General features: G+C 73.2%; 9 protein-coding genes. 5 read left to right on the top strand and 4 right to left on the bottom strand.

Features of this window, described 5'->3' with window-relative positions; genetic code table 11:
* The first annotated feature begins 124 nt into the window (after window positions 1–124).
* Window positions 125–2,248, top strand: coding sequence for a translation factor GTPase family protein (locus AB0J72_RS04820; RefSeq protein ID WP_363394448.1), 2,124 nt, complete (start codon window positions 125–127; stop codon window positions 2,246–2,248).
* Here the strand turns inward: AB0J72_RS04820 and AB0J72_RS04825 are convergent.
* Both AB0J72_RS04825 and AB0J72_RS04830 read right to left on the bottom strand, forming a co-directional pair.
* Window positions 2,216–2,698, bottom strand: coding sequence for an SRPBCC family protein (locus AB0J72_RS04825; protein ID WP_363394450.1), 483 nt, complete (start codon window positions 2,696–2,698; stop codon window positions 2,216–2,218). The genes AB0J72_RS04820 and AB0J72_RS04825 overlap by 33 nt on opposite strands.
* Window positions 2,699–3,206: 508 nt before the next feature.
* The gene (locus AB0J72_RS04830; RefSeq protein WP_363394452.1) at window positions 3,207–6,446 is read right to left on the bottom strand and encodes a DUF4132 domain-containing protein; all 3,240 of its coding nucleotides are present in this window, start codon (window positions 6,444–6,446) and stop codon (window positions 3,207–3,209) included.
* Window positions 6,447–6,559: 113 nt separating this feature from the next.
* Here AB0J72_RS04830 and AB0J72_RS04835 point away from each other — a divergent pair, with 113 nt between their 5' ends.
* The 3 genes from AB0J72_RS04835 (at window position 6,560) to AB0J72_RS04845 (ending at window position 9,676) form a co-directional block, all read left to right on the top strand.
* Complete coding sequence (locus AB0J72_RS04835) at window positions 6,560–6,922, top strand: VOC family protein (RefSeq protein ID WP_363394454.1); 363 nt, start codon at window positions 6,560–6,562, stop codon at window positions 6,920–6,922.
* A 4-nt stretch (window positions 6,923–6,926) separates the two neighbouring features.
* Complete coding sequence (gene sigJ, locus AB0J72_RS04840; RefSeq protein WP_363394456.1) at window positions 6,927–7,799, top strand: RNA polymerase sigma factor SigJ; 873 nt, start codon at window positions 6,927–6,929, stop codon at window positions 7,797–7,799.
* A gap of 737 nt (window positions 7,800–8,536) precedes the next feature.
* Complete coding sequence (locus AB0J72_RS04845; protein ID WP_363394458.1) at window positions 8,537–9,676, top strand: FAD-dependent oxidoreductase; 1,140 nt, start codon at window positions 8,537–8,539, stop codon at window positions 9,674–9,676.
* Window positions 9,677–9,745: 69 nt separating this feature from the next.
* Here the strand turns inward: AB0J72_RS04845 and AB0J72_RS04850 are convergent, their stop codons facing one another.
* Together AB0J72_RS04850 and AB0J72_RS04855 are read right to left on the bottom strand one after the other, a co-directional pair.
* Entirely contained in the window at window positions 9,746–12,067 is a 2,322-nt protein-coding gene (locus AB0J72_RS04850) for an ABC transporter permease (protein WP_363394460.1), read from the bottom strand.
* Window positions 12,068–12,332: 265 nt separating this feature from the next.
* A complete protein-coding gene (locus AB0J72_RS04855; RefSeq protein ID WP_363394462.1) occupies window positions 12,333–13,055 on the bottom strand; it encodes an ABC transporter ATP-binding protein in 723 nt (240 codons plus the stop codon).
* 213 nt (window positions 13,056–13,268) lie between these two features.
* On the opposite strand from AB0J72_RS04855, the gene AB0J72_RS04860 reads away from it, so the two are divergent.
* On the top strand, window positions 13,269–13,725 hold a 457-nt coding region (locus AB0J72_RS04860; protein WP_363394651.1), incomplete at its 3' end, for a histidine kinase dimerization/phosphoacceptor domain-containing protein.

The following is a 13,725-nucleotide window of genomic DNA, read 5'->3' on the forward strand; positions in this document are numbered from 1 at the left end:
GCGGGCGCCGGCCGGTTGGGCCAGTATGGGGCGAGAACCACGTCGAGGACTCGAGGAGCGGACATGCGCGCAGGGACCACGTCCATCCGGAAGGGAGTCATCGACGCTGGAGGCCTGACCCTGCATGACCATCCTCAACCTCGGCATCGTCGCGCATGTCGACGCCGGTAAGACCAGCCTGACCGAGCGGCTGCTGTTCCGCGCCGGCGTCATCGACCGGATCGGCAGCGTCGACGACGGCAGCACGCAGACCGACTCGCTCGCCCTCGAACGGCAGCGGGGCATCACCATCAAGTCCGCGGTGGCGTCGTTCCCCGTCGGCGGCGTCACGGTCAACCTGATCGACACGCCCGGGCACCCCGACTTCATCGCCGAGGTGGAGCGCGCGCTCCGCGTCCTGGACGGCGCCGTCCTCGTCGTCTCCGCGGTCGAGGGCGTCCAGGCGCAGACCCGGATCCTGATGCGAACACTGCGCCGGCTGCGCGTACCGACGCTGATCTTCGTCAACAAGATCGATCGGCGCGGCGCCCGGCACGAGGACCTCCTCGCGGACCTCGCGGCCATGCTGACGCCCGCGCTCGCCCCGATGGGCCGCCCCACCGGCCTGGGCACACCCGGCGCCGCCTTCGAGCCCGGCACCGCCCGCCTGGCGGAGGCCCTGGCCGAGCACGACGAGCAGGCCATGGCCGCTTTTGTGCACGATGCGGCCGATGTACCGCTGGAGCCCGAGCTCGCCCGGCAGACCGCGGCGGGGCTGGTCCATCCGGTGTACTTCGGCTCGGCGACGACCGGCGCGGGGGTCGACGCGCTGGTCTCCGGTCTCGCCACGGTCCTGCCCACGGCCGGCGGCGACCCGGACGCCCCGCTGTCCGCCACGGTGTTCAAGGTCGAGCGCGGCCCGGCCGGCGAGAAGATCGCGTACGTCCGCCTCTTCGCCGGCACGATCCACGTCCGCGACCAGCTCCCGGCCGGCAAGGTCACCGCGATCGGCATTCCTTCGGGCGGCACCGCGGTGCCCGCGGGGTCGGTCGCCGCGGGCCAGATCGGCAAGCTGTGGGGCCTGCGAACCGTCCGGATCGGCGACACCATCGGCGCCGACCCGCCGCGCGCGGGCTCGGCCCAGCTCTTCGCGCCTCCCACGCTGGAGACCGTCGTCGTGCCCCGCGACCCGCGCGACCGCGGCCGCCTGCACGCGGCGCTCGCCCAGCTCGCGGAGCAGGACCCTCTGATCGACCTGCGCCTGTCCGACACACCGCCCGACGTACCGCCCGGCTCGGCGTCGGCGTCGGGCTCGGGGTCGGGCTCGGGGTCGGCGTCGGGCTCAGGGGCCGGTTCGGGGGCCGGTTCGGGGGCCGGTTCGGGGGCCGGTTCGGTGTCGGGCTCGGCGTCGGGCTCAGGAGCCGGTTCGGTGTCGGGTTCGCCGGCGGGTTCGCCGGGCGTCTCGCTGGCCGTCGCGTTGTACGGCGAGGTCCAGAAGGAGGTCATCGAGGCGACGCTCGCCGCGGAGTACGGCGTGCTGGTCGACTTCCGCGAGTCGACGATCGTCTACGTCGAGCAGGTCGCCGGCACCGGCTCCGCCGTGGAGCTGCTCGGCGCGCCGGACAACCCGTTCCTCGCCACGGTCGGCCTGCGCGTCGAACCCTCGGACGGCGGTGTCGAATTCCACCTGGACGTGCCCGTCGAGTCCATGCCGATGTACGTCTACAACAGGGCCGCCGACTTCGAGGCCGCGATGTCCTCGTACGTCCGGGACACCCTCCGCCAGGGCCTGCACGGCTGGAACGTAACCGGCGCCAGGGTCACGATGACCACGTCCGGCTACCAGGCCCCCGGCAGCTCCGCCGCCGACTACCGCAAGCTGACCCCCTTGGTGCTCATGCGCGCGCTGCGCCAGGCCGGCACGCGGGTCTGCGAGCCGATCCACCGCTTCCACCTCGAGATCCCGGCCTCCACCACAGGCGTGGTGCTCGGCCTGCTGTCGAAGCTCGGCGCCGTGCCGTCGTCGCAGGACCAGCGCCGCGACTGGTGCGAGGTGACCGGCACCATCCCGGCGGCACGCATCCGCGATCTGGAACGCCGCCTGCCCGGCATCAGCCACGGCCTCGGAGTCCTGGAGTACGCCTTCGACCACCACCGTCCTGTCCACGGAACGCCGCCCGTCAGGCCCCGCTCCGACCACAACCCACTGAACCGCAAGGAGTACCTGCTGTGGGTCTCACGCCGCGTCGCCACCGGCCCCGTCGGCTAACTCCTGCCGCAACCGCTCCAGGGTGATCCGCATGCCCTCCCGGTTGTCCTCGGGCCTCGTCTTCGCGGCCTTCCCGGTGAAGATCCTGCCGAGGATCATCGCCCCGCGAACCCGCTGGTCGATCCAGTACTGGGTGACCTCGGTCCCGCCCTCGACCCCCGCGAGCCGGAACCCCCACCGCGCGACCGGCATCCCGAACGTCGTCACATCGAACGCGAACTCCACCCCCGGCTCCGCCGCCACCACCTTGCACGTGGTGAACCAGACGTACGCCCCGCGCCGGTTGAACCCGACGAACCGCCGCGGCACCCGCCCCGCCGACCGCGTCAGCACCCAGGTCGCGAAGCACTCGTTGCTGTGCCTCGCCATCCGCCGCACGTCCGCCACCGCCCGGAACACCACCTCCGGCGCCACGCCGACGGTGATCCTCTCGACGACCTCGTCAGCCATCTCTCAGCTCCCCATCCGTTCTTCGAACCGGGCCCGGTCAGGTTAGTCCGCCCCGCACGGCCAATCACCCAAGTCGCCACCGCCGGCCGCTGACCGCAGGTCGTGTCGCTCCAAGTCGCCACCGCCGGCCACCGACCGCAGGTCGTGTCGCTCCAAGTCGCCACCGCCGGCCACCGACCGCAGGCCGTGTCGCTCCAAGTCGCCACCGCCGGCCACCGACCGCAGGCCGTGTCGCTCCAAGTCGCCACCGCCGGCCACCGACCGCAGGTCGTGTTGCTCAAGTCGCCGCGGCCGGCCACCGACCCGTCAGGCCACCACCCGCAGATCGTGTCGCTCAACCCGTCGCCGCCGGCCACCGACCTGCCAGGTCACCCCACAGGCCGGGTCGCTCAACCCGCCGCCACCCGCTGACCGGTCGGGTCATCACCCGCAGGGTCGTGTCGCTCAAGTCGTCACCGCCGGCCATTGACCGCAGGCCGTGTCGCTCAAACCTGTCGCCGCCGGCCGGTCAGGTCACCACCCGCAGGTCGTGGATCAGCTCCGAGAAGACGACCGGCGGCAGGTCCCCGAACGTCCTGCCGTCGGCGCGACCTAAGACCAGGTCGGCGACCGTCTGCGGCGGTGCGGAGTCGACCGTGTCGGAGGCGTGCCAGCCAGGCTCGGTGTTGAGCACCACGTAGACGCCCCCGCCGATCGGCTTGGCCATCTGCACGACGGCGTCATACCAGCGGGTCCAGCCGTGCCGCTCGAGCCCACGCAGCACCGCGACCGTCACCTTCCGCCCCTCGAAGCGATCGATCGCCCGCGCGCCCCGCTCGTCGTCCGTGACGCGGTGCGCCGGCCGCCCCAACTGCTCGAACGGTTGCAGCAGCTCGTAATCGGCGAACACCTCACTCCACGCCGCCAACCCGCCGTCGGGGAACTGCAGCGGATGCAGCACACCGAGCGCCGCACCGGCCGGCAGGATCACGGGCTCGTCGTCGACGCCGGCAAGCGTGCCGTCCTCGGCGACCCGGACGGTCGTGACAAGCCCACCGCGCTCCTCCCCCGCCGGCGCGGTCGGCACCGGCTCCTCGAACACTCCCCAGACGAGCCGCCGGGCGAGGTGGCTCATCCACGGGTGGGTGGCGAAGCGGTCGAGGAAGATGGCAGCCGGAATGCGGCGGCCGGTGCACATGGCGCGCTCCAGCCGCGACACGTGCAGCGACGCCGACGCGCGGGCCTCCTTGCGCAGCGCGGTGATGCGGTCCTTGGCCTTCTTGTGGCGCTGCTTGTCCTCGCCGCGGGCCGGCTTGGGCAGCTCGGCGTGGACCCGGCCGGTCGCGTCGCGGACGACGGGCAGCAGCTGGTGGTCGAAGACGATCCGGAACGTGCCGGAGTCCGTCTCGACCGTGTCGCCGTCGTCGTCGAGGCCGAGGGTGGGCACGAGCCGGTCGGCGAGCTCGTCGGAGGTGAGGCCGCGCAGGTCGGCGATCGCCTCGATGTGCTGGCGGGCGACGCTCTTGAACACGGGGAACCTGGACTTCTCGGCGAGCAGGTTGAGCTCGATGAGCGCCGCGTCGGTGCCGCGGTGCCGCAGCGCGTCGAGGGCGGCCTGCGCGCGGGCGCTCGCGCCCTGGCCCGGCCAATGCTTGGCGAGCGCGGCGATGCGGCGCGCGCCCGCGTCGTCGCCGATGAGCCCGACGGCCTGCATGCACCAGCCGTCGGGAGCGGGCGCACCCGCGGTGAGCCACCGCTCGAACAGCTCCTGCGCGAACGCGGCCCGCGACCCCGCCGTCCACGCGTCACGGGCGGCGAGGACCGCTGGATGCACCTCGTCGGCGTTGCAGACGGAGAGCCTGGCCAGCAGGTGCTCGACCGTGTCAGGGTCGGCGACGGCTCCGTCAGCGGTGGCGATCAGCGACGGCAGCGGCGCGCCGGTCACGTACTGCGGCAGCTTCACCGACGTGACCGGGTCCTTGTCGAGCAGCGCGACCAGGTCGCCGGCCCGCTCCCCCGCCTGCGCGAGCAGCAACGGACGGTGGCCCTGCGCGTCGAGATACCGCAGGACCCGCCCGACTGCGGTGTCCGCCGGCGTCGCCGACCACAGCGCGACCGCGCCCGCCGCGGCGTGCCGGGGATGGCGCAGCAGCCAGGACCGGGCGGGGCGGCGCAGCTTCTTGCCGGCGAACGCCTGCACGACCGGCGCTACCAACGCGACGTGCCCGACCGGCTGCGCCGCTTCCAATGCGTGCTCCACGCTGGCCCGGTCGGAGAACGCGGCGAGCAGCGGGGCAACGTGGCTGACGCCGTGCCGGGCCAGCAGCAGCGGCAGCGTGAACCGCACGTGGTAGTAGTGGTGCGCGAACCCGAGCGCCATCAGCCGCTCATGTGTCCACAGTGGAGCGAGCGTGAGCATGGGCAGCGTCGTCGGCAGCGCCCAGTGCTCCCGATGCTCCAGCCACGCCGTCACCTGGGCCGTGTCGCACCGGCTGATCGACACACCCTCCCACCGCACCGAGCCGTCGTCGCCGCCCAACTGCTCGGCCGCCTCCCGCTCCTCGTCACGCCAGCGCAGCTCGGGCTCGACCGGCACCGCGGGCTCCAACCAGACCGGATGCGCCGCGGTGGGCGGCCGGTAGTCGCAGGGGACGCCGTCGGGCGCCACGGTCTCGGTCGCCGGATCGCGGCCGGGCTCGAACGCGCCGGGGTCGGTGAGCGGGCCGAGCGTCGCCCACGGGCGCCCGGCCTCCCGCTCCCGCCGCAGGGCCTCACGCGCCGCGTCGTCGTCGATGTGGGCCAGCAGGCTGCACCACATGCCGTTGTGGTGGGCGTGGTCCTCGAACGGGTACGCCGGCTTCATCGTGGCCATGACGGGACCCGCGGCGGCGCCGGCGATGTCGAGGACGCTCGCGAGATAGGCCCGGCCGCCGCCCGTGCCGAAGAACTCCCACCGAACCTTGTCGTTGGCGGCAAGGAGCTTCTTGAGCGTGCCGAGGTCGCCGGCGGCGAGCCCGGACGCATGGACGTCGACGTTGCCGAATCTGCCGCTGTACCGCATAGCGTCGCGATGCGCACCGCGCTCCTCCTCGCCGGCCTGCGGGCCTAGCGGCAGCAGGAACGAGGTGGCCCAGAACAGGTCGGCGCGGACGCTGCCGGTGTGCTCCGCCGCCTTACGATCGCGAACCTCCAGCAGCGCGTCACGGGCCTGCGCATAGGTCGGCTCGTCGGCGAGGACCAGCAGCTCACGAAGCCGCCCGAAGACCCCGACACCGACATAGGGCAGCTCGACGTGCAGCCCACCGAGGATCCGACGGCAGCCCTCGATCAGGCCGTGCGCCGCGACGAGGAAGTCGGCGAGCCAGTCGTGAACCGGGCCGGACAGATACTCGAACCTGGCTCGGCACGCCTCCACGAGCGCGCGGTCCTCGGCGGCGGTGCCGACCCGGTGCTCGTGGTCCAGCAGCCGATGCCCTGTCGCGCGCTCCTGCGCCTCCGAGGAGGTGACGAGCTCCCAGACCCTGGACCGATTGCCGCGCTCGCGGATCGCGGCGTCCTCCGACCACACGCCGCGGCGCAGCCCCGCCCATGCCTCCTCCACGGTGGCGAGCGGTCTGATGTCCGTCGCGATGCCGCCGCGGCGCGGATGCAGGACCGACCGCAGCCAGGGACTGACCGCGATCCCGTCGCGCCACACGAGCGGCGGCGGCTGCGGCGGGGTCCACTCCAGCGGGGCTGAGGACGCCTGGGGCGAGGTCCATCTGGTCACGGCGTCACACTAACCACGACCACCGACAAAACCGCCCGCCCGCTGATCAACGTTGGACGGAAACCGTCGTACCCGCGTGGTAGGAACAAGGCATCGAGACGGAAGGGGCAACGATGCTCACGGATTCGAAGGCGTTCAGCGGGTTCTCGACGGGCGACATCCCGGCCACCAAACGGTTCTACAGCGAGACCCTCGGCCTCACGGTCGACGAGGAGCACGGCATGCTGCACCTGCGCCTCGCCGGGGACAAGGACGTGCTGATCTATCCGAAGCCCGATCATCAGCCGGCGACGTTCACCGTGCTCAACTTCCCTGTCGAGGACATCGAGGCCGCCGTCGACGAGCTGATCCGGCGGGGTGTGACGTTCGAGCAGTATGAGGCCACCGACGCCAAGGGCATCCATCGTGCCGGCGGACCGCTGATCGCGTGGTTCCGCGACCCGGCCGGCAACATCCTGTCCGTGCTGCAGCAGTGACGCCATGATCCCGGCAGACGTCTTCGACGAGCACCGCGGTCGGCTCAAGGCCGTCGCCTACCGGGTGCTCGGCCGGGTCGGCGACGTCGAGGACGTCGTGCAGGACGCGTGGCTGCGGTGGAGCACCGTCGACCCGGCGACGGTCGAGGATCCCGAGGCGTATCTGGTCCGGGTGACGACCCGGCTGGCGATCGACCGGCTGCGCAGCGCCCAGGCGCGCCGGGAGCAGTATGTCGGGCCGTGGCTGCCCGAGCCGATGCTGACCAGCCCCGACGTCGCGGAGCGGGTCGCCCTCGCCGACTCGGTGTCCACGGCGATGCTGCTGGTGCTGGAGTCGCTGTCGCCGTTGGAGCGGGCGGTGTTCGTGCTGCGCGAGGCGTTCGGTTATTCGCATGCGGAGATCGCCTCGTTCGTCGGGCGGAGCGAGGTCTCCGTCCGCCAGACCGCGGCGCGGGCCCGCGCCCACGTCGAGGAGCATCGCGTCAGGTATGACACCGACCTCGCGACGAGGACCGAGGTCACGCAGCGGTTCCTGGCCGCCTGCGCCGGCGGTGACCTGCGCAAGCTGGTCGAGGTGCTCGCCCCCGGCGTCGAGCTGGTCAGCGATGGCGGCGGCCTGGCACCCGCGCCGCGCAAGGTGATCGCGGGGCTGGAGCTGGTGGCAGGGGCGCTGCTGACGTTCGCCGGCCGCCTGCCCGAGGCACCGAGCATCGCCGTCGAGGAGCTCAACGGCGGTCCCGCCATCGTCGTGTACTCCGCCGGGACGCCGGCCGTGGCCGTGTTCCTACACCTGGTCGACGGCCTGGTCCGCTCGATCCACCTGGTCAGCAACCCCGAGAAGCTCTCCGGCATCCCACCACTGCCGTCAGCGACATGAGGAGGCAAGCTGCGCCGTTGCCGGGAAGGCCCCGCCGCGTTCGGAGGTGATCCTGCGCGCCCGACGAACGACGGACGTTGCGAGGTGACACCGGTGCCGTGTGACGCATCGCAACGAGGACCGGGTCGTGCAGTGCTTCGGCAGCGGTGCAGGCGAGGCGGAATGCGGTGAGTGGGTGCCGTCGCGCTGGGCGGTGCGGCGGACGCGACCGCGCCTGATGACGGCGCGGTCGGGTTGATGCGGTGGAGGTGACGCGCGTGGTGGCGGCGCGGCAGGGTCGGTGCGGCAGCGGCGACCGCGCCCGACGACCGCACGGCGGTGACGACCGCACCTGGCGGCGGCCCGGCAGGGTCGGTGCGGTGGTGGTGACCGTGCCCGACGACCGCACGGCGGTGACGACCGCACCTGGCGGCGGCCCGGCAGGGTTGGTGCGGTGGTGGCGACCGCGCCTGATGGTGGCGCGGCGGGGGTGGTGCGGCATGCGTTGGGTGGTCTGCTGGTGCCGGGGATGGCCGATCCGGTGTCGGTTCGCGAGTGGCATGGAGGCGCCCGGCTGTGTTGGGGCGGGTGCCGGCCGCGGATGCCGGTGGGGTGGGCTTTGAGCAGCCCGGTTCGGCGGCGGGTGGGGTGGGTGAGCGGCGTCACTGTCGGGGCGGCTCACGGATCGGTGGAGTGGCTCGTCCTGGGGGTGATGCGCGGCCGGACGGCGGGCGCGCGGAACCAGAAGGGAGCCGGGCATGCACCGGATCGTTGTCCTCGGCGGCGGGTACACCGGGATGATCGCCGCTATTCGCGTGGCGCGCAGGGCGCGACGGCACGGGGTCGCCGTCACGGTGGTGAATCCGTCGGAGCGGTTCGCTGAGCGGTTGCGGATGCATCAGGTCGCCAGTGGGCAGGTTGTTCGGGACGTGAGGATTCCGGAGCTGTTGCGGGGCACGGGCATCGAGTTCGTGCAGGGGTGGGCGGAGCGGATCGATCCCGGGCGGCGGGAGGTGAGCGTCGGTGGGCGGGTCGTGAGCTACGACACGCTCGTCTACGCGATCGGCAGTGTGGCGGAGACCGGGACGGTGCCTGGGGCGGAGGCTCACGCGTACACGCTGAACTCCGTCGAGTCGGCGGCGCGGCTGGCGGACCTGCTCGCCGCGCGGACTGACGCGACGGTCGCGGTGGTGGGCGGCGGGCTCACCGGTGTCGAGGCCGCCACGGAGATCGCCGAACGGCACCCGGCGGCCCGCGTGCTGCTGCTCAGCCGTGACGTGCCAGGTTCGATGATGTCGGTGCGGGCGCGGGCGCACCTCGACCGGGCGCTGGGGCGGCTCGGTGTCGGCGTGCGGACCGGGGTCGAGGTCACGGAGGTCCTGCCGGACGGGGTCGAGGTCGCCGGCGGTCAGGTAGTCAGTGCCGACGCGACGCTCTGGACGACCGGGTTCACGGCGTCGCCGCTCGCCGCGGAGGCCGGGATCGCAGTGGACGAGCGGGGGCGGATCGTGGTGGACGCGACGTTGCGGTCCGTGTCGCATCCGGACATCGTTGCGATCGGTGACGCCGCGGCGATCACGCAGCGGTGGGGCACGATCCACGGCACCTGCCAGAGCGGCATTCCCAGTGGAGCGCACGCGGCGGACAGCATCGCGCGGGTGCTCGCCGGGAAGCCGGCCAAGCCGTTCCGGTTCGGGTACATCCACCAGCCGGTGTCCCTCGGCCGCGGGGACGCCGTCATCCAGTTCACCCGGCCCGACGACACCCCGCGGCGCTGGTTCCTCACGGGTCGCGCCGCGGTCGTCTACAAGGAGTTGGTGACGAGGAGCCCGTTGCCGTCGTACCGGCTGTCGAAGCACCTCACCGTCCCCGCCGCCGCCCTCTCCTCCCGCGGCTGAGACGGACATCGACGGCCGCGGCCTGCGGAGAAGCGGCGGCTGAGGCGGGCGGAAGCGGAATGGGCGGGGTTATTCAGTGTGGAGGACCTCGGCGATGGTGAGGCGGGCGGCGGCGCGGGCCGGGACAAGGGCGCCGAGGACGGCGATCGCGGCGCCGGCGAGGGCCAGGAGCAGCAGGGTGGCCGGTTGCCAGACGTTGAGCAGGGCCAGCGGGATGTCCACCTTCGCGGCGCGGGTGGCCATGGGGACGACGAGACGGTGGGCGAAGACGCCGGTGGGGACGCCGACGAGGCCGCCGAGCAGGCCGAGGCCGGCCATGGACGTCACCGTCATCACGACCACCTGACGGGGGGTCATCCCGATGGACTTGAGCATGCCGAGGTCGCGGCGGCGTTCACGGACGTTGAGCAGGACGGTGTTGAGGACGCTCAAGGCGGCCACGACGCCGAGCATCAGCGACAGCGCGGTCGACAGGCTGATCATCGAGACCGTGAACGAGTTGACGCCCACGTTGCTCCATGCGGCGAGGCCGGGGTCGGCGGCGCGGACGGAGGCGAGGTACGCGGAGATGTCGGTGCCGGGCAGGACGGAGATCTCGTACACGACCTCGTGGTTGGGGATCGGCTGCTGCGGGCCGAGCCGTTGCAGGGTCTCCCAGGTGGTGATCAGGGCGGGGCCGCCGACGGCGGCGCTCATGGTCTCGCCGACGACGGTCACCTCGGTGCGGTGGCCGTCGAGCTCGAACGTGAGCCGGTCGCCGAGGTGGATGCCCCGCTCGTGCAGCAGCGCCGAGGGCACGACGATCTCGCCGGGGGCGCGCAGCCACCGTCCGGCGACGATGGCCTCCTTCAACCCCACCTCGTCGTGGTCGCCGCGCAGGAAGTCCACCGGGACCGCCTGGGTCTGCCCGACGACGGTGATGTCGATCCCGAGCATGGCGGTCACGTGCCGGGTGCCGGGCAGCGACCGCAGCAGCCGCTCGATGTCCTCATCGGAGCGGGTGGTCGTCGCCTGCTGGAACCGCGGGTTGCCCGGCCGGACCGCGATCGGGGCCGTCTCGTTGCGGTCGGCGATGCTCGAATACCTCGATACGGTGGTGGCGAGCCCGCTCGCGAATGTCACGGTCGTCACGCCGAGCACGACCGCGGCGACGGTCAGGGCGGTGCGGGCCGGCCGGGCGAAGGGCAGGCCCAGCCCGAGGCTCACCGAGCGCGGCAGCCCGACCCCGCTCAGCCACCGCTGTACCCGCAGCCCCCGGCCGGTGCGGGGAGCGCTGCCGGCGCTGATCGCCTCGGCGGCCGGGAGCCGCCGAGCCCGCAACGCCGGCAGCAGCGCGGCGAGCAGCACCACGACGAGGATCCCGGCGAGCGCGGCGACCTGCACGCGCAGCCCGTTGCCCACGTCGCCGTGGAAGCCGAGGCCCTGGAAGGCGTTCGTCAGCAGTGGCCGTGCGGCGAACTCGCCCCCGATGACGCCGAGCCCGCCGCCGACCACCGCCGGCACGGACACCATCGTCAGATACACGCCGACGACCTGCGCCGGGGTGAAGCCGATGGCCTTGAGGACGCCGATGTGCCGGTATCCGGAAACGACCGCCCCGCCGACGACGTTGGCGACGACCAGGACGGCGACGAACAGCCCGAGCAGCCCGAAGACGATCAGGAACGGCACGTAGGCACCCGGGCCGGCCTTCACCGACTCCTTGATCACCAGGTAGGAGCTGGTGGCGAGCAGGCCGTCGGACGGCAGTGCGGCGGTGAACGCGTCGACGGCGGGCTCGGCCGGCTCGCCGGGCAGCCGGTACAGCATCTGGACGGCGGTCGGGTGCAGCTGCGCCATCTGCGCGGGGGTGACCCACGCGTCGGCGGTGCGGCTGACGCTGTACCCGAAACCGACGACCGTGAGCGGCGGTGCGCCCCGCAGCTGGATGACGGACCCGACCAGCGACGGCGGGTGGTAGCCGGCCGCCGGCGGGAGGTCCGCCACCACGATCTCGCCGGGTGCGGTCGCCCAGCGGCCGTCCCACAGCTCGACCCGGTCGACCGGCCCGGCGGGGTCGGCCCGCCCGACGACGGTGAGCGAGTCGGGCAGGTGGAGCGCGGCGTCGGCCGGCGCGGCCAGCACCGCCTGCTCGAACGGCCCGGCGGCCGCCGTGGTGCCGGCCGGCGGGGTGGCAGATGTGGCGCCGGCGGAGCCGGGCTCGTAGACGGCGACGACGTGGGCACCGGCCTGGTCGGCGAAGACCCGCTCGAACGGCGCCGTCGACGCGTCCAGCAGTCGCAGCGCGACGACGAGCGTCGCGGCGGAGAACAGCACCACGATGCCGATGACGAACGTCTGCAGCCGGCGCCGGCGCACGGCGGCCCGTGCTGCCCGCCAGACGGCGCTCATGCCGTCACCTCCGCCACGATCCGGCGCCGGCGCGAGCCAGCAACCACGATCCGGCGCTGACCCGAGCCGGCGACTCCGGTCGAGCGCCGACACGAGCCGGCGACTGCGGTCGGGCGCCGACACGAGCCGGCGGCTGCGATCCGGTGCTGGCCCGAACTGGCGACTGCGATCCGGTGCCGGTGCGAGCCGGGAACCACGGTCCGGCGCCGGGCCGAGCCGGCGGATGGGACTCCGGCTCGCATCGCTCCGCTGTGCTTCAGGGTGGTCACGGGGTGCGCTCCAATCCGCGGCCGTCGAGGGACAGGCTGCGCTCGCCGACGACGCGGCCGTCGGCGAGGGAGACGACCCGGCTGGCGCAGCGCTCGGCCATGCGCTCGTCGTGGGTGACGAGCAGCAGGGTCTGGCCGATCTGGTTGAGGTCGAGCAGCAGGTCCATCACCTGCTCGCCGGCGTGGCTGTCGAGGGCGCCCGTGGGCTCGTCGGCGAGCAGGAGGGCCGGCCGGTTCATCAAGGCTCGGGCCACCGCCACCCGCTGCCGCTCGCCGCCGCTGAGCACGGCCGGGTAGGCATTGCGGCGGTCGGCGATGCCGAGCTCGTCGAACAGCTCCAGCGCGCGCCGCCGGGCCTGCCTCGCGGACACCCCGGTGAGCTGGGCGGCGAGGGCCACATTCTCCAGCGCGGGCAGGTCGTCGAGCAGGTTGAAGAACTGGAAGACCATGCCGATGCGCTTGCGGCGGAAGAGCGCGAGCCCGGTCTCGGTGAGCCGGCCCAGGTCCTCGTCGTGGACGGTGACGCTGCCGGCCGTCGGGCGGTCCAGCCCGGCGATCATGTTGAGCAGCGTGGACTTGCCGCAGCCGGACGGGCCCATGACGGCGACGGCCTCGCCCGCCCGGATCTCCAGCGTCACCCCGTCGAGCGCGGTCGTGTCGCCATACTCCTTGCGCACGCCGTCGAGCCGCACCACGACCCGGTCCCCATCACCACTCATGCCAAGCAACGTAGAGCGGGCACGGCCGCGGCGCGTCCTTCCACGGGTCCACCCGCCGCGCGGGAGGTCATACCGTGGGCGTAGGTCACCCGGCCGATGCGGCACGAGCGGCGCATCTGCCAAGGTGGGCGGGTGTGGACCTCAGCGGCGACCTGGCTCGGCATCGCGCTGGTGTGCGCGTGTGCCATGGCCGCGGTCCTGCTGACGGCGCTGATGGGGACCAGGAAGCGGCTCGCGGCGGCGCTGGGCGAGCGGGGCTGGCTGCTGGAGCGGGAGCGGGAGGCGGCCGCGCGGGCCGCGGTCGACGCCGAGCGGGCCAGGATCGCCAGGGAGCTGCACGACATCGTCAGCCACACGGTCAGCGTCATGGTCGTGCAGGCGTCCGCGGCCAGGGAGGTGCTGGACACGATGCCCAACGAGGCGGCGACCGCGCTGGGGGCCGTGCAGGACGCCGGCCGCGGCGCCCTGACTGAGCTGCGCCACCTGTTGGGCCTGCTCGCACCCGACGCCGACGGCCAGGACGGCGCCACGAGCCACGAGAGCGCCCACGACCAGCACGGCGCCGCGAGCAAGAACGGCGCCGCGAGCAAGAACGGCGCCGCGAGCAAGAACGGCGCCGCGAGCAAGAACGGCGCCGCGAGCAAGAACGGCGCCGCGAGCAAGAACGGCG

This window comes from Dactylosporangium sp. NPDC049742 (assembly GCF_040674675.1).
Lineage (GTDB): Bacteria > Actinomycetota > Actinomycetes > Mycobacteriales > Micromonosporaceae > Dactylosporangium > Dactylosporangium maewongense.